Raw genomic sequence first — 20,465 nt, forward strand, 5'->3', positions numbered from 1 at the left:
GAAAGATTCCGTGACAATAGCGGAGGGGTCACACCTGTTCCCATGCCGAACACAGAAGTTAAGCCCTCCAGCGCTGATGGTACTTGGACGGTGACGTCCTGGGAGAGTAGGTCGTTGCGGGATTTTTGTTCCTCAGTAGCTCAACGGTGGAGCACTCGGCTGTTAACCGATAGGTTGCTGGTTCGAATCCAGCCTGGGGAGCCATTTTTTAGCCTGGCCCCTTGGTCAAGCGGTTAAGACACCGCCCTTTCACGGCGGTAACAGGGGTTCGAGTCCCCTAGGGGTCACCATTTATTTTTAAAAGATTATCTATATCACTATGGCCCGGTAGTTCAGTTGGTTAGAATGCCAGCCTGTCACGCTGGAGGTCGACGGTTCGAGTCCGTTCCGGGTCGCCATTTAAATAAATTAAATATATTTTATGCTGGCGTGGCTCAACGGTAGAGCAGCTGACTTGTAATCAGCAGGTTGTAGGTTCGATTCCTATCGCCAGCTCCATATATTCTTTGAAGTAACTTTGGATTTGTTAGAGATTTCATTATTAACTGGAGGGATTCCCGAGTGGCCAAAGGGAGCAGACTGTAAATCTGCCGGCGGAGCCTTCGAAGGTTCGAATCCTTCTCCCTCCACCATTATGATCTATGACACTCAATATCTACCTGACCCATTAGCTCAGTCGGTATAAGTAGGGAGCCAAAATCATGAAATGATTTTTCGCGAGTCACTTAATTCCGATGATATTTTAGAGTGAAGCTCATATTTAATAGCAACAAAGGCACGTAATATCTACTTGACCCATTAGCTCAGTCGGTAGAGCACCTGACTTTTAATCAGGGTGTCCGGCGTTCGAGTCGCCGATGGGTCACCATTTTTTTATTTTATCTGCGGGAGTGGCGGAATTGGCAGACGCGCTAGACTTAGGATCTAGTGTCAAATGACGTGCAGGTTCAAGTCCTGTTTCCCGCACCATATAACCTGTGCCTGTAGCTCAGCTGGATAGAGCAACGGCCTTCTAAGCCGTAGGTCCGGGGTTCGAATCCCTGTAGGCACGCCATAAGAAATTTCGTGACAATAGCGAAGGGGTCACACCTGTTCCCATACCGAACACAGAAGTTAAGCCCTTCAGCGCTGATGGTACTTGGACGGTGACGTCCTGGGAGAGTAGGTCGTTGCGAGATTTTTTCTTTTTTTTTGAAGATGTTAGTGGGATTTTTCTTTTTAGAGGTAGACGATATTGTCTACCTTTTTTAGTATGTAAAAACATAAAAACTTATATAATCAAAATAAAGGCATACAATAAGGACATATGTCCTTATTGTCAAGGAGAAAATTATGCTATAGTGATGAGGAGGTGCGTAGATGATACACCATATATGGAAAGAAATATCCCAAATTCCCGATGCTAAAATTAAGGAATTTAAAGAAATTTTTAAGGAAAACCCCAATGAAATCCTGGATTTCTGCCAAGTTGTTACAATACAAACGGGAACAAGGTTTATAATCGCTGACGAGGATATAAGCACAATATGGATTCTATTATCTGGCAAAGTGAAAGCATTAGAAGAGTATGCTACGGGGGAAATCTACACCTTTCAGAAATTTCCCGCTCCAGAAGTATTTGGAGAAATGGAAGCCCTATCGGATATATCAAAATTTAGAGCAAGTTTAATAACAGAGTCAAAATGTACTTTTATAACCCTTCCTGTAAATACCTATATAGATTTTTTGAAAAATCATTCCCAATATCTATATAGGAGAACAAGAATTACATTAAAACGTGTGTTGGACGAGCAAAAACAGCAAAGAATTTATCTAATGTTAAAAGCCATTGATCGCATTAAAATATACCTTATACAACACTATAAATTAAATATTAAAAACAATCTCTCTATCCTAAAGATTACACGGGGGCAAATGGCGGAGGAGACAGGGTATGCTGTTAAAACTGTAAATCGTGTAATGAAAAAACTGGAAGGTCAAAATTTATTAAAGATAAAAGGTCAGAGGATAATCATTACAGAGAAACAGTATAATGATATGGTAAAAAGTGTGGAGAATTTCATGAAATTTTAATATTAATTTTTATAAAAAAGGATGATGCAAAATGACTGATGTATTGGATTTGATAAAGTCTAGAAAACTTGCTTATGAGCAAAAAGTATTATCTTTGGCCCATGCCGCAGAGAATAGTGTCGATGTACTTCACATACCAGAAAAGACAAAATATTATTTTGAAAAAAATGCAATTGATCATTTATTCGAGGGGAACGCTCCTTATCGGCCACGCTATATATTACCGGACTATGATAAGTTTATTGAAAATGGTAGCGAGTTTTTACAATTAGATCCACCCAAGGATTTGGATGAATTGCTAAATTCTTTGATGATTCTTTATCGCCATGTTCCATCTATTACTAGCTTTCCGGTTTATTTAGGGAACTTAGACAAGATGATTGAGCCTTTCATTGCAGAATATAGTGATGATGAAGTACGGAAAAAATTAAAACTTTTTTTAAATTATCTGGATAGAACGATTACAGATAGTTTTTGTCATGCTAACTTGGGTCCTGAATATACCCGTGCAGGAAGGTTGATATTGGAGGTAGAAAAAGAAGTACAAAATGCTATACCTAATCTGACATTAAAATATAATCCAGATATTACTCCTGATGAGATGGGTGAATTAGCCCTTAATACAAGTCTTTTTTGTGCTAATCCGGCAATTTGTAACCATAAGCTCAATAAAGACACCTATTGTTGTGACTATGGAATAGCAAGTTGTTATAATATTTTGCCCTTGGGGGGAGGAGCTTACACTCTTTCGAGAATCGTACTCCCAAAGGCGGCGAAACTGGCTAAAAATATTGATGACTTTTTTCATACTATACTTCCTGACTGTCTTCAGTCCATGGGGGACTATATGAATGAACGGGTAAGTTTTTTAGTAGAAGAATCAGGATTTTTTGAAAGTTCCTTCTTAGTTAAAGAAGGACTTATTGACAAGGATAAATTTGTTGGCATGTTTGGGATTGTGGGTTTAGCAGATTGTACAAATATCTTACTAGAAGGTACGGGCAAACGTTATGGACATGATGCTGATGCAGATGATTTAGCGGATAAAATTATGCATACCATATCTGATTTTGTCACAAGTTTCCCTGCAAAATACTCACCAATTGCTGAAGATCATTTTATGCTCCATGCTCAGGTAGGAATGGATTATGATAAGGATGTAACAGCTGGAGTAAGAATTCCTGTGGGAGATGAACCGGAGAATATATCAGATCACCTTCGTCATAGTGCACGTTTTCATGAATTAATTCCAACAGGATGTAGTGATATATTCTCTATGGAAACTACTGCTAGAAACAATCCCGCCGCTATGTTGGATATTGTAAAAGGAGCCTTTTCTTTGGGCGTAAAATATATAAGCTTTTATGAAGAAAATAGTGACTTGGTAAGGATAACAGGATATTTAGTCAAGAAAAGTGAGATGGAAAAATACAGAAATGATCAAGTAGTCTTACAAAATACTACGCAACTAGGAGCACCAAATTATGATAGCAATAAATTAGATCAGAGAAAGGTGCGAGGGGTATGAAACCAGCCCTAATCCATAAGATCATCCCCCACAGCATTGTAGATGGGCCAGGAAATCGTACTTCTATATTTGTACAGGGCTGTAATCTTAAATGTGCCTATTGCCATAATCCAGAGACACAACAAGTTTGCTCTAACTGTGGAATATGTGTGGAGAAATGTCCTACGGGATCTCTCTATTTTGAAAATGGAGAGGTTCTATGGGAGGAAGAAAAATGTGATTCCTGTGGCAGCTGTATACAACATTGTCCTTATCATTCATCCCCAAAGCCTAAGTGGATGACGGCGGAAGAAGTGTTTAAAGAGGTAGAAAAGAATATTCCCTTTATACGGGGGATTACCGTCTCAGGAGGGGAATGTACTTTATACCCAGAATTTTTACAAGAACTGTTTATCCTTGCTCAAAAGGCCCAACTATCCTGTCTTATTGATAGTAATGGAACCACGGATTTATCCCAATATCCAAAACTTATGGAAGTCTGCAGTGGAGTTATGTTAGATGTTAAAGCTTGGGATAGGAAGAAATTTAAAAGACTTACGGGTGGAGAAAATGAGATGGTAAAGAAGAATCTAAAATTTCTAGCCCATACCAATAAATTAGAGGAAATGAGAATTGTATGTATTCCTGGAGAAGTAGATGTTGAAGACATCTTAGAAGGAATTAAAACAACAATTGGAGACAAAAGCAGGAATATAAAACTAAAGCTAATTAAATTTAGAAATCATGGAGTCAAAGGAAGATTAAAAAATACAAATAGCCCTTCTGATGAATATATGAAGGATATACAGCGGAAAGCATTGGAAATGGGATTTCAACATGTAAACATTACCTAGTGAAATCAGACTCATATTCATGTATCATAGAGTATAGGGCTAAAATGGCCCAAGATAGAAAGCTAACAAAGGAGGGAAGATATGACAGATAAACAATTGATAAGAGAGGCATTTATTGCGCGAGAAGCTTCTTATGCTCCCTATTCTAAATTCCATGTAGGGGCGGCACTATTAACAAAAAAAGGAGATATTTATAGGGGCTGTAATGTGGAAATAGCTGGCCAAAGCTCAAGCAATTGTGCGGAGAGAACTGCCTTTTTTAAGGCCATTTCTAATGAAGAAAAAGAATTTGAAGCAATTGTCATTGTAGGGGGACCAGAAGGGACCCTGCAAAATGAATATGACTATTGTGCTCCCTGTGGAGTATGCAGACAAGTTATGGCGGAATTTTGTGATCTAAAGGAATTTAGGGTGATTTTGGCAAGAACAGAAGAGGATTATAAAGTTTACTCCCTAGAGGAATTATTACCTTTAAGTTTCGCCCGAAAAGATATAACAAAATAGAAGATAGAATTATTTTAAGAATATTGATGGAATAATTCTATTAGGAAAAGTGTGTATAATTTTATAGCAAAGGATGGTGAAAAATTTGCCACCACTTAGTTTGCTTATTAAACCTTCTTCAAGTGAATGCAATTCAAAATGTAAATATTGCTTTTACAACTCAATATCTGAACTCAGAAATGAAAAATCATACGGTCTAATGTCCTTAAAAACATTGGAGATTATTGTTGAAAAGGCCTTAACCTATAGTGATTATGAGTGTACTTTTATGTTTCAGGGAGGAGAACCTACTCTTGTAGGCTTGGAATTTTATGAGAAACTAATAGAATTTCAAAACAAATACAATAACAAAAATATAAAAGTATATAATGCAATACAAACCAATGGTATAAATATAAATGAACAATGGGCTATGTTCTTTCATGAACATAATTTTTTAGTAGGTATTTCCTTAGATGGGCCTAAAGAGATTCATGATAGGAATAGAATGAATTTGGCCGAAAAAAGTACTTTCAATCAAGTAATGAAGGCCATTGGTTTACTTGATAAATATCAGGTTGAGTACAATATATTATCTGTTATCAGTGGTTATGCTGCAAAACATGCTCAGAAAATATATAGTTTCTTTAAACGACAAAACTTTAAATATTTGCAATTTATCCCTTGTTTAGATCCCTTAGATGAAGTACCAGGAACTCTGGACCATTCTCTAACTCCAGAAAACTATACAATATTTTTAAAAGAGAGTTTTGATCAATGGTACAGAGATATTATGAAGGGGGAAATAATAAGCATAAGATATTTTGATAATTTGCTTGCAGTATTACTAGGTCATTCCCCTGAAGCTTGTGGGATGTCAGGAAAATGTTCCTGCCAGTTTGTAACAGAAGCTAATGGGAATATCTATCCCTGTGATTTTTATGTAACAGATAACTGGTATTTAGGAAATATTGCAAAACATGATTTTGAAGAAATAAAAAATTCCCAAAACAGTAAAAAATTCATAGAAGAATCCTATAATATAGGAAAGGAATGTCGGGATTGCAAATGGTTTAATCTATGTAGGGGTGGGTGTAAAAGATATAAAGAACCAATGGTAGATAATCAGCCATCTGAAAATTATTTTTGTACATCATATAAGGAATTCTTTGACTATGCCTATGACAGATTATATAAAATAGCATCAATGATATCCCAAAGGCAATAATACAAAGCTTTAATGCCTCGAAACACTCTTCTATAGGAAAATATAGGGAAAAGGAATAGCACAGAAAAGACTGTCGAGATTTGTTGAAAATTATACCTGAAATCGTTGACAGGATGTATCGGTGCTATTATAATAAAAAAAGGCACTTAAACGATTAAGAAATCTAGAGAATAACAAATTTATTTATCCCGCATGAATAGGTGAAAAAAGCCTATTTAATAATATAAAAAAATAATATAAAAAACAAAAGGGGGAACTAATGAATGAAGTTTTCAAAAAAGATTATTGTGATTGCTGTTGTATGCATGCTAGTAATCGCTACCTTTGCAGGATGCAGTGGAAAGCCTGCGACAAATGATTCAGAACCTTCCGGCGACAAAAAAGTTAAGGTAGGTCTTATCGCATTAGAATTTGGTACACAAAGTTTCAATGATGATATACTTAAAGGTTTAAAATCCGCTGAGGAGGACCTAGAAGTAGAGGCGATGAGTCTAGAAGTTCCTGAGGTTTCAGATGTGGCCAACAGTCTTAGAACATTGATTGGACAAGGTGCAGAATTTTTAGTTGTCTCTACCTCTGAATTTAAAGATGGAATGTTAGAAGTTGCTCAAGAATTCCCAGATGTTAAATTCCTTTATTTATCAGAAGTTCTAGAGGGATATGATAATGTCATGTCTATTGCCTATAAGGAACATGAAGCTGCATTCCTAGCAGGCGCTTTAGGAGGACTAATGACAGAAACGAATACCATTGGTGCTGTCCTTGCCTTAGAAGAAGACATTCAATATCGTTATCAAAATGGCTACAAGGCTGGTGCAATGGCAGTGAATCCTGATGCTAAAGTCTTAACAGCGTTTACCAATAGTTATTCAGATATTGGAAAGGGCAACGAAGTAGCAAATGTTATGTATAGCAAAGGTGCAGATTTTGTAGGAACTTACGCTGGTGCTTGTAATCTAGGTGTATTTAAAGCGGCAGAGGATGCTGGTGAAGGAAAGTATGCCTTCGGTGCTGCAAATGGACAATTTGACCAATCTCCAGAAAAAATTGTTGCTTCCGTTGTAAAACCTATAGATCAAGCTATTCATGGGATTATTGAAGAATATCTTGCAGGAAAATTTGATACTTCAGCTCCAAAGGCATTAGGACTTAAAGAATCAGGTGTAACCTTGTTATATACTCCAAATGAGGAGTTATTAAAGACCATCCCAGAAGATGTAAAAGCCATTATGGATGACCTTACAGAAAAAGTTATTTCAGAAGAAATAAAAGTTCCTAGTTCAGAACAAGAACTTAAAGATTTCAACTATAAGTATGAAAAATAGAGTTTTAAAAGCAATTGCTAGAAAAATATATCAAGTTTAAAAGTATATATACTTTATACCCCAGCGGAAAGACTTCAATCTTTCTGCTGGGATTGAATCATAAAGATGGGAATAATACAACCTTACATGCATAGAATGAAAAATTTCACATTAAAAAGTATAAATAATTTTGTAAAGAAATTATTTATTTTTTCATTCATAACTTAAACGTTTCAAAAGAAAATCTTATTTGAGGTGAGAAAATGGGGTATATCATCCAGCTTAAAAATATTACCAAAGGCTTTCCAGGAATAATAGCAAATGATCATATATCCATTGATATTGAAGATGGAGAAATTCATGCTTTAGCCGGAGAAAATGGAGCCGGAAAATCTACCTTAATGAATATCCTTTATGGATTATATCAACCAGATGAAGGAGAAATCATTATCAATGGACAGCCTGTAAGATTCAATAGTTCCAAAGATTCTATTGAGCAAAAAATAGGAATGGTACATCAGCATTTCATGCTAATTCCTAAGCTTACTGTTGCGGAAAATATTATTGTAGGCCAGGAAATTGGCAACAAATTTAAAATAGATCGTGAAAAGGCTGAAGAGAAAATCACAAAATTATCTGAACAATTTGGACTAAAGGTTGATCCAAGGAAAAAAGTAGGACAAATGTCCGTTACAGAACAACAGAGGGTGGAAATTTTAAAAGTTCTTTATCGAGAAGCCCAGATCTTAATTTTTGACGAACCTACAGCGGTTTTAACTCCCCAAGAAATTGATGAATTTTGTGAGATTATGCTCAACCTGAAAAAGATGGGAAAAACAATTATTTTTATTAGCCATAAACTAGCTGAGGTAATGAAAATATCTGATCATATTACTGTAATTAGAAAAGGTAAAGTGATAGGAACGGTGGAAAAATCTTCAACAAACCCTGATGAATTAACTCGTATGATGGTAGGAAGAGATGTTGATTTAGGGAGAAAGGAACGACCACATTTTGCCCATTATGAAAATCTCTTAGAACTAAAGGATATTCATTATGTGAATAGGGAGAAAATTGATAAACTTAAACATATTAATCTATCCCTAAGATCTGGAGAAGTATTGGGGATTGCAGGGGTAGATGGAAATGGACAAGAGGAATTGGTACAAGTGATTTGTGGACAATTGCCTGTTGACAGCGGTTCCTTATTGCTTAAAGGTAAAGACATCACCCAATCCAAAACTAGAGAGCGAAAAGATCAGGGTATTGGACTCATTCCTGAGGATAGGCATAGAGACGGGCTGGTATTAGATTTTTCCATAGCGGAGAACCTGATTTTAGGCTTACATTATCATGGACAATTTGCTAAAAATGGTTTGTGGATTGATGATAAAACTGTGAAAGAGAATGCCAAAAAGTTGCGGGAAGATTTTGACATACGATGTGCCAATACTGAAGTAAACGCGGGAACCCTTTCTGGAGGAAATCAGCAAAAAATTGTTATTGCCCGAGAAGCTACTCGAAACCCTGATGTTTTTGTTGCAGTACAACCCACAAGGGGCCTAGATATTGGGGCAATTGAATTTGTACAAGAAACTCTTTTGAAACAGCGTAATAATGGTAAAGGTGTCATTCTGTTCTCCCTTGAATTAGATGAAATTCTTTCAGTCAGTGACCGAATTGCCATTATGTATAAGGGAGAGATAATTGACGTAGTGGATGCCGAAAAAATAACCCGTCAGGAATTAGGATTAATGATGTTAGGCTCTCGAAAAAAAACTAAGGATGGTGAAAAAAATGTTGCAGGCTAAAAAACATTCTACGATGTTCATTAATCTTCTTATTTCTCTTATATCCTTATTTATGGCAATTGTTGTAGGGGCTATAATCATCGCTTTATTGGGGAGCAATCCTTTTGAAGCCTATGGTGCCTTGCTAAAAGGAGCCTTCGGCACACCTATGGCATGGACTATTACGCTTACAAAATCTGTACCTATGATTATAACAGGTTTGGCTGTTGCTCTTGCTTTTAAATGTAGTGTGTTTAATATAGGGGTAGAGGGACAATTACTTCTTGGGGCCATGGCAGCCGCTATAGTAGGTGCCCATATAAAACTTCCCACTTTTTTGCATATCCCCGTAGTTTTGATTGCTTCAATGATAGGTGGGATGTTATGGGCATTTATACCAGCTCTTTTAAAAGAAAAAAGGAATGTCCACATTGTTATCAGTACCATTATGTTTAATTATATAGGACAATATCTAGTTCAATATTTGATTATGGGACCCTTTAAGGGAGAAGGAGCAGCCTTAGCCACTAAGGCAATTCATGACACTGCAAGGTTACCTAAATTCCTTCCCCCTCCTTACGTATTAAATCTGGGTATTGTGATTGCTATCTTTGGTATTTTCGTAGTGTATATTCTTCTCAATAAAACATCCATAGGCTATGAGATGCGAGCAGTGGGTTTAAATAAACATGCAGCCCGCACCAATGGGATTAATGTAGAAAGAAATATGTTCTTTGCCCTATTATTTAGTGGAGCTATAGCAGGTTTAGCGGGGGGAATTGAAGTCACTGGTTCCTTAGGGAAAATTGTCAATGGCTTTTCACCAGGATATGGATTTAATGGAATACCCGTTGCCCTTATGGCACGAAATAATCCCTTTATGATTTTTTTCACTGCCCTATTAATTGGGACCATGCGTAGTGGATCTTTGATGATGCAGTCTAGCGTAGGAGTTTCTCAAAATATGGTAGATATTATTCAGGGTTTGATTATTGTATTTTTATGTGGTGAACATGTAATTCGATATTATTTAGTGAAAAAACCAAGCAAGGGAGGTAAACAGCATGCTTAGTTTTATAATGTATATGTTAACATCTACCATAAGAATGGGTACCCCCATTGCTTTTACTGCCCTTGGGGGAGTAATGTCTGAGCGTTCTGGGGTAGTCAATATTGGACTAGAGGGAATTATGTTAGCCAGTGCTTTCGGAGCAGTAATAGGTTCTTATTTGAGCGGGAATGCTTGGGTAGGAATTTTAGTGGCTATACTTTTAGGAGTATTCATTTCAGCTATCCACTCTATGATCGCCATCACATGGGGGGGAAACCAATCGGTAAGCTCTATGGCACTGATTTCTTTGGCCACAGGATTTTCTGGTGTAGGACTGCAAGCTATTTTTAAGCAACAAGGAAGCTCGCCTAGAGTTGCTAATATGGCAAGTACCCCAATATTGAAAGGAATACCCGTTATTGGAGATTTTCTTGCCTCCCTTTCTCCCTTGGTATATTTAGCTTTAGTTGCCCTATTTGTAGTGCATTATATATTTAAAAAAACGCCCTTAGGGCTTAGAATTATAACTGTGGGTGAAAATCCTAGGGCTGCAGAAACTGCTGGAATTTCTGTGCATAAAATAAGATATCTATGTGTAATCGCTTCAGGCATTTTAGGAGGACTAGGAGGAGCATTCTTATCTATTGGTCATATGAATCTATTCCAAGAGGGCATGGTAGCTGGTAGGGGTTATCTTGCTTTAGGAGCTGTAACTATGGGCAGATGGACACCTCTAGGTTCTTTTGCTTCTGCAATGTTGTTTGGATTTTTTGAAGCCGTTCAACTTTATGTTCAAACCATCCCCAACAATCCTATACCTAGTGAATTTATACAGATGATACCTTATGTTGCCAGCTTGGTAATTCTTACTGGTGCATTGAAAAAAGAATCTGATGCAGGAATTTCATCCAGTGGAAAACCCTATACAAAATATGTACAACAAAGATAATTGTAGGATGTTTTAATTATAATATTGAGGACTAGAAAGGTGATCATTATGCCAACAATTAAGGATATTGCCCAAGCAGCTGGAGTTTCTATTGCTACGGTGTCTATGGCCTTAAATGGGAAAAAAGGTATTTCCCCTAAAACCAGAGATAGAATATTGGATATTGCTCAAAGCATAAACTATGTGCCTAGTGCTGCAGCTAGGGCCTTAAAAACAAAACACAGCTATACCCTTGGAATGATCATCGGGCAACTTAGTAACTCTTATTCCATAGACATTATTACAGCTGCGGAAAAGGTGGCTCGGGAACGAGGCTACAACATTTTTATTTTAAATGCTGAGTTAAGCATAGAAAAGACCATTGAGTGCCTCAGAATATTAGATCATCAAGAGGTTGATGGTATTTTAGTTTCGGTGTTTTTATACTCGGAGCAATCCTATATTGAGGAAATACACAGACTAATGAATAAGGGCATTCATGTGGTTTCCTTAACACGAAATCTAGAAGGCTATGGTATTCCTGTTGTCAGTTATAAGGAGGATCAACAGGTTTATCAATCCCTTATTGAACTAATAGAATTAGGCCATCGTGATATTGGCTTAGTTGCTGGTCCTAAGGGATCTCTAATGAATATCTATCGCTTTAGTACATTCAATAAAGCCTTAAGAGAATATAATTTATATAATAAAGACTACATTACCTATTCTCAATTAGATATGTATAGTGCTAAGGAAAAAACAATTGAATTGTTAACAAAATTCCCAGAGATTACCGCAATATATGCGATAAACGATATGATCGCTTTAGGGGTATTACAAGCAGCTTATCACCTTGGCCTTAAAGTCCCCCAAGACCTATCCATATTAGGGACCGATGGTATACCTTATGTGAACTTTACAATTCCCAATATTACTACCATTAAAACTCCAAGATATGAAATAGGGAAATGGGGAACAGAGATGTTGATTAATAGAATAGAATCAACAGACACGGATGAAAATGAAATTATTTTATTTCCCTGTATTCCTTCTAAAGGCGAATCGGTGGCATATCCACCCTTTATAACAAAAGATAGGAGAGTGAAGTGATATGGACAAAAAACCAAATATAATTTTTATACAAAACGATCACCAAGCATACTATAGATGGGGTTGGGATGAAGGAACAAAGCCAAAGCGGCCAAATTTTGATCAATTAGCAAAAGAGGGGGCTACTTTTAACAATACCTATTGTGCTACCCCACTTTGTGGTCCAACGAGAAGAACCATGCTTACAGGATTACTCTCTCATACCCATAGGCAAACCCATAACTATAGCGATCCTCCATATAATCACGAAGTATATCTAGATACCCTTGCTGAAACAGGATATCAGAATTATTATTATGGCAAATGGCATGCTGGTCCAGGTGCGGCCAATGATCATCAATGTGAAGGATATTCCCAGACGGATTATGGAAATCCTTATACCGGCCAAGCCTATGCAGACTATCTTGAACGTTACAATTTACCAAGGGCTGTCCATCATATCAAAAAGGCTTTTGAGATTCCAGAGATTACTGCCCAAGGAGATTTTCTAAAATTAAAGGAGGGGGCAGATTATCAATGTGAATCCTTCTGGTGTGGGGAACATGCCATAGGAGTAACCACTACACCAAAGGAAACCCATGAATCCTTCTTTTTGGCAAAGCTTGCTTGTGAACAGCTTGAAAAATTAGCCCAGGATAAAAGCGGAAAACCTTTCTCTTTAAGGGTAGACTTTTGGGGTCCTCATCAACCTCATTTTCCCACTCAGGAATTTTTGGATATGTACCAAGACTTTGATGTGCCTGAATATGGGAGTTTAGCTAGTGATTTAACAGGAAAGCCAGACTTTTATCATAGAGAAAGAAATATTCCTCTAGGTAAGGACAATCAAATTATCCATCCTACTCCTCTTTCATGGAATGAGTGGAAAGAAATTGTGAAGTATTGCTATGCTCATATCTCCATGATTGATGCTGCAGGGGGAATGATTTTAGATAAGATAAAAGAGCTTGGATTGGATGACAATACGCTGATTATCTGGACAACAGATCATGGAGATGCTCTTGCAAGCCATGGAGGCCATTTTGATAAAGGTTCCTATATGTCCGAGGAGGTCATGAGAATCCCCTTGGCCATGAGTTGGAAGGGAAAAATACCTTCAGGTCAGGTAAGGGATGAATATGTCAGTACCATAGATTATCCAGTGACTATTTTGGATGCTGCAGGTACAAAATTTACAAAAAATAAAATCCATGGGCAAAGTCTATTGCCTTTAGTCACAGGAGAAAGTGATGAGTGGCGAGAGGACATTATGTCTGAAACCTATGGACATGGATATGGCGAGGATATTGTAAGCAGAATGATTGTTCACGAAGATTATAAATATATAGCCACCAAAGATCATATCCATGAACTGTACAATTTAAAAGAAGATCCCTTTGAATTAGTCAATCTTATTGAACATCCGGAATATGCGGATATACTTAAGGATATGCAAGAAAGGCTTATTAAATGGCAGTCAAAAACCGATGATCCTGAAAAGATCCTATAATGAATTTTAAGAGGGATAGATTAAGGACATTTATATTTATCTAATAAAATCAAAGTTTTGTTATATAAGGAAATTGTAATATTACAATTTCCTTATATGATTTATACAATATTAAAAATGAATTTTATACAAATGTGAAGGAATGGGAGGAACATATTATGAGAATGTATGACCTAATAAAAAAGAAAAAGAATGGGGAAGTATTAACAGAGGAGGAAATAAAGTTTTTTGTGGAGGGATATACAAAAGGAAATATTCCTGATTATCAGGCTTCTGCTTTTATGATGGCCGTATACTTTCAGGGAATGAACAATCACGAGACCTCCACATTGACGAAATATATGGCCCAATCAGGGGATACGGTAGATCTTTCATCCATTCCTGGGATTAAAGTAGACAAACATAGTACAGGAGGGGTGGGAGACAAAACAACTATGGTCATCGGACCTATTGTAGCTTCCTGTGGCGTTCCCGTAGCCAAAATGTCGGGTCGAGGCCTTGGGCATACAGGAGGTACTTTAGATAAACTGGAATCTATACCCAATTTGACTACTGCGGTATCGAGGGAAGACTTTTTGAATCAAGTAAAGACTATGGGACTTAGTGTAATTGGACAGACTGGCAATCTTGCTCCAGCCGATAAAAAACTTTATGCCCTAAGAGATGTTACCTCAACAGTAGATAATGTTTCCCTCATTGCAGCAAGTATTATGAGTAAAAAAATTGCTGCAGGTTCAGATGCAATCCTGTTAGATGTGAAGACGGGTAGCGGTGCATTTATGAAGACCATTGAAGATTCTATAGGATTAGCTCAAATCATGGTTTCCATTGGTGAGCATGTAGGGAGAAGGACCATTGCACTCATTACTGATATGGATAGGCCTTTGGGGAATGCTATAGGAAATTCACTAGAAGTTATGGAAGCGGTAGATACTTTAAAGGGAAATGGGCCGGATGATTTTACCGAAGTCTGCTTACATCTTTCCGCCAATATGCTATATCTTGCTCAAAGAGGGAGCTTAGAAGAATGTATGAAAATGGCTGAGGAAGCATTAAATAGTGGTAAAGCCTTTGAAAAGTTCAAGGAAATGGTAGTTGCTCAAGGGGGCGATGTATCCTTTATTGAAAATACTGACCAATTTGAAAAGGCCCCAATAATTCATGAAGTAAAAGCCCATCAAGAGGGTTGGATTGATAAAATAGATACCGAAAGCTGTGGAATTGCTTCTGTAGTCTTAGGAGCAGGAAGAGAAAGCATGGAAGATATTATTGATTATAGCGCAGGGATTATTCTAAAGGCAAAACTGGGCGAAAAAATCACAAAAGGACAAACTTTTGCAGTGATATATACGGCAAAGGCAAAAGCTGTGCAGGAGGCTGAAAATATGTTAAGAGAAGCAATACATATTGGCTCAATTCAGCCTCAAATTACTCCTTTGATCCATGCAAGAGTCACTAAGGATTCCATAGAAAGATTCTAAAAGTTTCATATATTCATTGACGGTTTATAAGGGGGGAGATAAATTGACAAAAGAAAGTAAAAGAAGGTTGCTTATCGAAATTTTTATGAGCTTCTTCAAAGTAGGTTTATTTACCTTTGGAGGAGGCTTTGCTATGATTCCTCTCATCGAAAAAGAAATGATAGACAAAAAAGCTTGGGTAGAGGAGGAAGAAATTATTGATATTTTTGCTCTATCCCAGTCAGTACCAGGTTCCATAGCGATTAATTCTTCTACATCTATAGGCTATAAAATCGCTGGAACCTATGGAGCCGTTGTGGCTACCATTGGAGTTGTCCTTCCCTCCTTTATGATCATTACCATTATTGCAGCATTCTTGAGTAATTTTCAAGATAATGCTATAGTCCAAGCTGCTTTTATGGGGGTGAGGTCGGCAGTAGTGGGCCTAGTACTTATGGCTGCTATTAAGATAGGCAAAACATCTATAAAGGATGCTTTGGCAGCCCTTATCACCATCCTAACCGTTATTCTTATTCTTGCCATCAACCTTAATGTGATCTTTGCAATAATCGGTGGTGGATTAGTAGGATGGATAGTGGGTTATATCATTCCTTTGAAAAAGAAGGAAAAATCACACAAAGAAGGTCATAAAGATGGTTTATCTTAAACTTTTTCTTACATTTATGAAAATTGGTTTATTTAGTTTTGGAGGAGGCTATGCCATGATCCCTCTTATACAAGGGGAGATCGCATCCAATGGCTGGTTAAGTTCCTCAGAATTTATAGATATTATTGCGGTGGCAGAGATGACTCCTGGACCGATTGCAGTTAATTCAGCTACTTTCGTGGGGTATAAAGCGGCGGGCATTTTAGGAGGGGCTGTAGCTACAATCGGGGTAGCATTGCCATCTCTTCTAATTCTTCTTATCCTATCAAAATATCTATTTAAGTACCAAAAACATCCAGCAAATACAGCCGTGTTTTATGGCATTAGGCCTGTAATCGTGGCATTGATTATAACTGCAGCGGTATTCGTAGCTGAAACAGCCATATTTAAGGATACTTCATCAATAAATAATATTTGGAGTGCCTTAATGACTAAGCCTTTGGGAATTATTAATATAAAAAGTATAATAATCCTGGCAGCCACACTTATAGTACTTTTAAAATATAAAATTAATCCTATAGTAGCAATTATTGGTTCTGGTGGTTTAGGAATTTTATTATTTTATGTCCTATAATAAATCTTAGAAAAAAACAATAAATTTATTAGAACTAAATTATAAAAAGATCTGAAAATTTTCAGATCTTTTTATAATTTAGGAAAGTTGGAGTTGCTAGTAAGGACTAAACTTTCCTAGATCAGTAGAGCGGAAATGGCCGCCTTCCTATAGAATTAGTTTTAAATTTATTATTTGTAAAGCATAAGTTATTAGAAAAGAATTAACTTTTCCTTAGGAAGATTTATCAATAAGGTTTGTTTCTCATAAGGAGATTCGGATTTACTAAATTCAAAGCGAAGAGGCTTATGTCCTGTATCGAATATCAAAACTTGATTGAACATTTCCTCAATAGTATTGGCTACGGGAAAAGAGAAAGTATTTTCCCCTTTAGTTTTCCCCATTTCCAGATGGTTTGCCCGAATAGCTACATGGGTGATACTGTCCTTAACCTGTTCCTCTGTATGAAGTACAATATTCCAATCCAATGCTCTTAGGCTATGATGGGATATTTTTTTTGCCCGGGATATATTTTTACACCCAGATAATATGGTAGCTGCCAATGTTTTTGGGAACTGAAATAATTCATGTTTTGTACAAGGTCTTTCACTTTTACCATTGTCCATAACCACAATCCTATTGCACAATCTGTAGACCTCATCTCGATTATGAGATACAAAGAGCACAGCGCCCTTATAGTCCTTTAATATATTCATCATTTCTTGCTCTAATTGCCATTTTAAATAGCTATCTAAGGCAGAAAAGGGTTCATCGAGCATGAGGAGCTCGGGCTGAGAGGCAAATATTCTTGCAAGAGCCACTCTTTGTTGTTGGCCTCCTGATAATTGGGAAGGATATCTTTTTTCTAAGCCCTTTAGCTGAAATCTTCTTATATATTCTGAGATAATTTCTGAGTTGCCCCTTTTCCCCAAACCACAACCTATATTTTTCTCCACTGTCATATTGGGAAATAGGGCATAATTTTGAAATAGATAGCCTACTTTCCGCTGTTGAGGAGGGAGATTGATGCCCTTAGTGGAGTCATATAAGACTCTTCCATCTAATTCAATTCGTCCTTCATCGGGCTCAACAATTCCTGCAATACACTTTAAAGTTAAACTTTTACCACAACCTGAGGCTCCCAATACCCCTAAAATTTCTTTGTCAGCTTCAAAGTCTACATTTAGGAGGAAGTCACCGAATTTTTTCTTGATATTGACCATTAAACTCAATTTAGTTCCTCCTTTTTTGTACCCGTTGATGTTGATTAAAATAGTTCATACCTATGATCATAACAAAGGAAATGACTATAATGACGAAAGTCCATTTATAAGCTGTGGCTCGATCTCCACTTTGTACCGCACTATATATAGCAATGGGGATGGTTTGGGTTTTTCCTTTAATATTTCCAGCTAACATCATCGTAGCTCCGAATTCCCCTAAGGCTCTGGCATAGGCCAAAATAATTCCCCCCATAATTCCCGATAGAGCATTAGGGAGAATCACTGTCCAAAATATTTTGATATTGCTCATTCCCAAGGTCTGGGCTGCAAAAATCAGATTTTCATCTACATCGTCAAAGGAACTTAAAGTAGAGCGGTACATCAAAGGGAATGCTACTACGGCAGCTGAAATTACCGTAGCTTCCCAAGAAAAAATAACATTGATATTTAGAGTGCCTAAAAACCTACCCAGTATACTGTTTTTGCCAAAAAGAATAAGGAGAAAAAAACCTAAAACCGTTGGTGGCAACACCATGGGGAGAGTGAATATTCCATCAATTAATCCACGAAATCTATTCATTTTTCTCACCTTATTGGCAGCGAATAAACCCAAAATAAAGGCAAAGAGTGTAGAGAGTAGAGAGGTCTTAAGAGAAATGATCAATGGTGTAATATCCATGAGTAGCCCCCTTTCTATTTTGTTTCTTTCTCTTTAATTACAGGGTAGAAAAACCATATTTTTCAAATACTTCCTGTGCTTCTTTGGTGGATAGAAAATCTAAGAAAGATTTAGCAGCTTCTTTATTTTTCGAATCTTTAATAAGGGCAGCAGGATAAATAACAGGCTTATGAGAATCTTCTGGTGCCTCAGTAACTACCTCTACCTTATCAGTAGTAGCTGCATCAGTTGCATAGACAATACCACATTCTACTTCACCTGTTTCTACCCATGAAAGAACTTGACGTACATCGGTGCCATATACTGCTTTTGCCACTGCTTGATCTTTAATATTTAAAGCATCAAAAACTTCTTCAGAATATTGTCCTACAGGGACACTTTCAGGTTCTCCTAGAGCAATTTTCTTTACTTTATCAGTAGAGATATCTTCAAAAGTTTTAATATCGGCATTGGAATCTTGGGGAGTAATTAAAACCACCTTGTTTAACAATAAATCCTTACGGCTATCTTTGTCAATCATATCTTTTTCCTCTAAAGAATCCATTTGCTTTTGGGCCGCGGATAAAAACACATCTACAGGGGCACCTTCTTCAATTTGAGATTGAAGAGCACCAGAAGCTCCAAAGGTAAATTCAAAAGTTGTATTTGAATGATCCTTCTTATACAATTCTTCAATTTCCTTCATGGCATCTGTCAAACTGGCAGCAGCTGCTACTGTTAGCTCTAGGGCTTCCTCATTAGATTGTTCAGGATTGTTCTCAGGGTTTTGCGTATCTTGAGAACAACCCATAAACATAGTGGCAACCAAACCTAAAATGATGAATAACACTAAAGATTTTTTCATTTTCTTTCCTCCTGGCATAATAAATGATGGGATAAAACATGACGATACATGATGAAAAGAATATTTTATGTAATGTTATGTCACGTTATCACCCGTTCTACATTTTAAAGTATAACGACAATTTATAACTTAGTCAAGCAGTTATTCTAGGGGAGGATAAATATTCAAATGTTACCAACAATGATATAATGAAATATATCAATTTTATGTTGGGAAAGGTGGGATATGAGGTGAAGGATAAGGCTTTGAACGCCCAAGAGGTAGCAGATATTTTAAAAATTGCCAAAAACACGGTATATGAATTGGTAAAGCGGGGAGAAATCAATTCCTATAAAGTAGGGAGAAATCTACGATTTACCTTAAAGGATGTCGAAGATTATATTTCTAATTCGAAAAATCTTCAGCCTACAAAGAAAGCTAAAGTAGAAGGGGCAGTGGAAAACCTACCCTCCCCTACTTTAGAAGGTTTAGGTAAAGGGTTTGTGATCTCTGGCCAAGATTTAATGTTGGATATTTTATCAAATTATATAGAGCGTCATCCTAAAGGAGTTCGGACTCTGCGGTCTTATATTGGTAGTTATAATAGTTTGATTGAATTGTATCGGGGGAATATTCAAGTGGCTTCTACTCATTTGTGGGATGGGGATACTGGAGAATATAATATTCCTTTTGTCAGAAGATTGCTCCCAGGTATTCCTGCTGTCATTATTCATCTTACTTATCGTATGCAGGGTTTTTACGTTGCAAAAGGAAATCCCAAAAATATTACAACGTGGGAAGATTTAAAGAGAAGCGAGATTACCATGGTCAACAGAGAAAAGGGGGCAGGTTCTCGGGTACTTTTAGATGAAAACTTACGATTGCTAGGTATTTCTGGCTATGGGATTAAAGGCTATCAAAATGAGAGCCCTTCTCATTTTGCCTTAGCCAGTGCTGTAGGACGAGGAGAAGCAGATGTAGCAGTAGGAATTGAAAAGATTGCCAGTCAAGTAGAAGGGATTGATTTTATTCCTTTACAAAAGGAACGCTATGATCTAGTGATTAAGAAAGAGGATATGCAGCTCCCTGTTGTTCAGGCTATTTTAGAGATACTGGCTTCCCATGAATTCCAAATTGAATTTAAGGGAATAGGAGGGTATGATATTAAGGAAATGGGTAATATTGTAGCAGAAACCTAAAATATACATTACTACTCTTGTAATAGGAAATTTTCAATTCATGA

18 protein-coding genes, 8 tRNA genes and 2 rRNA genes are annotated in these 20,465 nt (G+C 37.0%); 25 read left to right on the top strand and 3 right to left on the bottom strand.

Annotated features, from left to right (window positions below):
• Positions 1–6: 6 nt before the first annotated feature.
• The 24 genes from rrf (NSA47_RS11225) to NSA47_RS11340 all read left to right on the top strand — a co-directional run bounded on the left by rrf (NSA47_RS11225) (position 7) and on the right by NSA47_RS11340 (position 16,518).
• Positions 7–123, top strand: a 5S ribosomal RNA gene (gene rrf / locus NSA47_RS11225).
• 6 nt (positions 124–129) lie between these two features.
• Positions 130–204, top strand: a tRNA-Asn gene (locus tag NSA47_RS11230).
• An 11-nt stretch (positions 205–215) separates the two neighbouring features.
• Positions 216–290 (top strand) — tRNA-Glu (locus NSA47_RS11235).
• Between the two features lie 31 nt (positions 291–321).
• Positions 322–398, top strand: a tRNA-Asp gene (locus NSA47_RS11240).
• 25 nt (positions 399–423) lie between these two features.
• A tRNA-Thr gene (locus NSA47_RS11245) sits at positions 424–498 on the top strand.
• 49 nt (positions 499–547) lie between these two features.
• Positions 548–632: transfer RNA gene (locus NSA47_RS11250), tRNA-Tyr, on the top strand.
• Positions 633–792: 160 nt separating this feature from the next.
• Positions 793–868 (top strand) — tRNA-Lys (locus tag NSA47_RS11255).
• A 16-nt stretch (positions 869–884) separates the two neighbouring features.
• Positions 885–969 (top strand) — tRNA-Leu (locus tag NSA47_RS11260).
• Between the two features lie 8 nt (positions 970–977).
• A tRNA-Arg gene (locus NSA47_RS11265) sits at positions 978–1,054 on the top strand.
• A 7-nt stretch (positions 1,055–1,061) separates the two neighbouring features.
• Positions 1,062–1,178: ribosomal RNA gene (gene rrf, locus NSA47_RS11270) — 5S ribosomal RNA — on the top strand.
• Between the two features lie 181 nt (positions 1,179–1,359).
• Positions 1,360–2,073 (top strand): Crp/Fnr family transcriptional regulator, encoded by a 714-nt coding sequence (locus NSA47_RS11275; protein ID WP_257532041.1) that lies wholly within the window; start codon positions 1,360–1,362, stop codon positions 2,071–2,073.
• A gap of 31 nt (positions 2,074–2,104) precedes the next feature.
• Positions 2,105–3,601, top strand: coding sequence for a YjjI family glycine radical enzyme (locus NSA47_RS11280; RefSeq protein WP_257532042.1), 1,497 nt, complete (start codon positions 2,105–2,107; stop codon positions 3,599–3,601).
• Positions 3,598–4,434: a YjjW family glycine radical enzyme activase gene (locus NSA47_RS11285; RefSeq protein ID WP_257532044.1), complete on the top strand. Its 837-nt coding sequence runs from the start codon at positions 3,598–3,600 to the stop codon at positions 4,432–4,434. The genes NSA47_RS11280 and NSA47_RS11285 overlap by 4 nt, the downstream gene beginning before the upstream one ends.
• Before the next feature lie 81 nt (positions 4,435–4,515).
• Complete coding sequence (gene cdd, locus NSA47_RS11290; protein ID WP_257532046.1) at positions 4,516–4,938, top strand: cytidine deaminase; 423 nt, start codon at positions 4,516–4,518, stop codon at positions 4,936–4,938.
• Between the two features lie 85 nt (positions 4,939–5,023).
• The gene (locus tag NSA47_RS11295) at positions 5,024–6,145 is read left to right on the top strand and encodes an anaerobic sulfatase maturase (RefSeq protein WP_257532048.1); all 1,122 of its coding nucleotides are present in this window, start codon (positions 5,024–5,026) and stop codon (positions 6,143–6,145) included.
• A 263-nt stretch (positions 6,146–6,408) separates the two neighbouring features.
• Positions 6,409–7,470, top strand: coding sequence for a BMP family lipoprotein (locus tag NSA47_RS11300; protein ID WP_257532050.1), 1,062 nt, complete (start codon positions 6,409–6,411; stop codon positions 7,468–7,470).
• Between the two features lie 242 nt (positions 7,471–7,712).
• Entirely contained in the window at positions 7,713–9,260 is a 1,548-nt protein-coding gene (locus NSA47_RS11305) for an ABC transporter ATP-binding protein (RefSeq protein ID WP_257532052.1), read from the top strand.
• On the top strand, positions 9,247–10,311 hold the full coding sequence (locus tag NSA47_RS11310) for an ABC transporter permease (RefSeq protein WP_257532054.1): 1,065 nt from the start codon (positions 9,247–9,249) through the stop codon (positions 10,309–10,311). Before NSA47_RS11305 ends, NSA47_RS11310 begins: the two co-directional genes overlap by 14 nt.
• Positions 10,304–11,239 (top strand): ABC transporter permease, encoded by a 936-nt coding sequence (locus NSA47_RS11315; protein WP_257532056.1) that lies wholly within the window; start codon positions 10,304–10,306, stop codon positions 11,237–11,239. The genes NSA47_RS11310 and NSA47_RS11315 overlap by 8 nt, the downstream gene beginning before the upstream one ends.
• Positions 11,240–11,287: 48 nt before the next feature.
• Positions 11,288–12,328 carry a LacI family DNA-binding transcriptional regulator gene (locus tag NSA47_RS11320; protein ID WP_257532058.1) on the top strand — a complete coding sequence of 347 codons (1,041 nt, stop codon included), beginning with the start codon at positions 11,288–11,290 and terminating at the stop codon, positions 12,326–12,328.
• A 1-nt stretch (position 12,329) separates the two neighbouring features.
• Positions 12,330–13,817, top strand: coding sequence for a sulfatase-like hydrolase/transferase (locus NSA47_RS11325; protein ID WP_257532060.1), 1,488 nt, complete (start codon positions 12,330–12,332; stop codon positions 13,815–13,817).
• A gap of 158 nt (positions 13,818–13,975) precedes the next feature.
• Complete coding sequence (locus NSA47_RS11330; protein WP_257532062.1) at positions 13,976–15,298, top strand: pyrimidine-nucleoside phosphorylase; 1,323 nt, start codon at positions 13,976–13,978, stop codon at positions 15,296–15,298.
• A 43-nt stretch (positions 15,299–15,341) separates the two neighbouring features.
• On the top strand, positions 15,342–15,944 hold the full coding sequence (locus NSA47_RS11335) for a chromate transporter (protein WP_257532064.1): 603 nt from the start codon (positions 15,342–15,344) through the stop codon (positions 15,942–15,944).
• A 55-nt stretch (positions 15,945–15,999) separates the two neighbouring features.
• Positions 16,000–16,518, top strand: a complete 519-nt coding sequence (locus NSA47_RS11340; protein WP_257532066.1) for a chromate transporter — start codon at positions 16,000–16,002, stop codon at positions 16,516–16,518.
• 191 nt (positions 16,519–16,709) lie between these two features.
• Here the strand turns inward: NSA47_RS11340 and NSA47_RS11345 are convergent, their stop codons facing one another.
• From NSA47_RS11345 to modA, 3 genes are read right to left on the bottom strand one after another with little or no spacing between them, the layout of a single operon-like run.
• The gene (locus NSA47_RS11345; RefSeq protein ID WP_257532230.1) at positions 16,710–17,720 is read right to left on the bottom strand and encodes a sulfate/molybdate ABC transporter ATP-binding protein; all 1,011 of its coding nucleotides are present in this window, start codon (positions 17,718–17,720) and stop codon (positions 16,710–16,712) included.
• Between the two features lie 10 nt (positions 17,721–17,730).
• Positions 17,731–18,399 carry a molybdate ABC transporter permease subunit gene (modB, locus tag NSA47_RS11350; protein ID WP_257532068.1) on the bottom strand — a complete coding sequence of 223 codons (669 nt, stop codon included), beginning with the start codon at positions 18,397–18,399 and terminating at the stop codon, positions 17,731–17,733.
• 37 nt (positions 18,400–18,436) lie between these two features.
• Entirely contained in the window at positions 18,437–19,243 is an 807-nt protein-coding gene (modA, locus tag NSA47_RS11355; RefSeq protein ID WP_257532070.1) for a molybdate ABC transporter substrate-binding protein, read from the bottom strand.
• 188 nt (positions 19,244–19,431) lie between these two features.
• Here modA and NSA47_RS11360 point away from each other — a divergent pair, with 188 nt between their 5' ends.
• On the top strand, positions 19,432–20,421 hold the full coding sequence (locus tag NSA47_RS11360; RefSeq protein ID WP_257532072.1) for a substrate-binding domain-containing protein: 990 nt from the start codon (positions 19,432–19,434) through the stop codon (positions 20,419–20,421).
• Positions 20,422–20,465: the final 44 nt, after the last annotated feature.

Source organism: Irregularibacter muris (assembly GCF_024622505.1).
In the GTDB taxonomy this organism is placed as follows: Bacteria; Bacillota; Clostridia; order Eubacteriales; family Garciellaceae; genus Irregularibacter; species Irregularibacter muris.

Coding starts and splice junctions, on each gene's coding strand:
- NSA47_RS11275 (WP_257532041.1), top strand. CDS start 1,360: ATGATACACCATATATGGAAAGAAATATCCCAAATTCCCGATGCTAAA.
- NSA47_RS11280 (WP_257532042.1), top strand. CDS start 2,105: ATGACTGATGTATTGGATTTGATAAAGTCTAGAAAACTTGCTTATGAG.
- NSA47_RS11285 (WP_257532044.1), top strand. CDS start 3,598: ATGAAACCAGCCCTAATCCATAAGATCATCCCCCACAGCATTGTAGAT.
- cdd (WP_257532046.1), top strand. CDS start 4,516: ATGACAGATAAACAATTGATAAGAGAGGCATTTATTGCGCGAGAAGCT.
- NSA47_RS11300 (WP_257532050.1), top strand. CDS start 6,409: ATGAAGTTTTCAAAAAAGATTATTGTGATTGCTGTTGTATGCATGCTA.
- NSA47_RS11305 (WP_257532052.1), top strand. CDS start 7,713: ATGGGGTATATCATCCAGCTTAAAAATATTACCAAAGGCTTTCCAGGA.
- NSA47_RS11310 (WP_257532054.1), top strand. CDS start 9,247: ATGTTGCAGGCTAAAAAACATTCTACGATGTTCATTAATCTTCTTATT.
- NSA47_RS11315 (WP_257532056.1), top strand. CDS start 10,304: ATGCTTAGTTTTATAATGTATATGTTAACATCTACCATAAGAATGGGT.
- NSA47_RS11320 (WP_257532058.1), top strand. CDS start 11,288: ATGCCAACAATTAAGGATATTGCCCAAGCAGCTGGAGTTTCTATTGCT.
- NSA47_RS11325 (WP_257532060.1), top strand. CDS start 12,330: ATGGACAAAAAACCAAATATAATTTTTATACAAAACGATCACCAAGCA.
- NSA47_RS11330 (WP_257532062.1), top strand. CDS start 13,976: ATGAGAATGTATGACCTAATAAAAAAGAAAAAGAATGGGGAAGTATTA.
- NSA47_RS11340 (WP_257532066.1), top strand. CDS start 16,000: ATGATCCCTCTTATACAAGGGGAGATCGCATCCAATGGCTGGTTAAGT.
- NSA47_RS11345 (WP_257532230.1), bottom strand. CDS start 17,720: ATGGTCAATATCAAGAAAAAATTCGGTGACTTCCTCCTAAATGTAGAC.
- modB (WP_257532068.1), bottom strand. CDS start 18,399: ATGGATATTACACCATTGATCATTTCTCTTAAGACCTCTCTACTCTCT.
- modA (WP_257532070.1), bottom strand. CDS start 19,243: ATGAAAAAATCTTTAGTGTTATTCATCATTTTAGGTTTGGTTGCCACT.
- NSA47_RS11360 (WP_257532072.1), top strand. CDS start 19,432: ATGAAATATATCAATTTTATGTTGGGAAAGGTGGGATATGAGGTGAAG.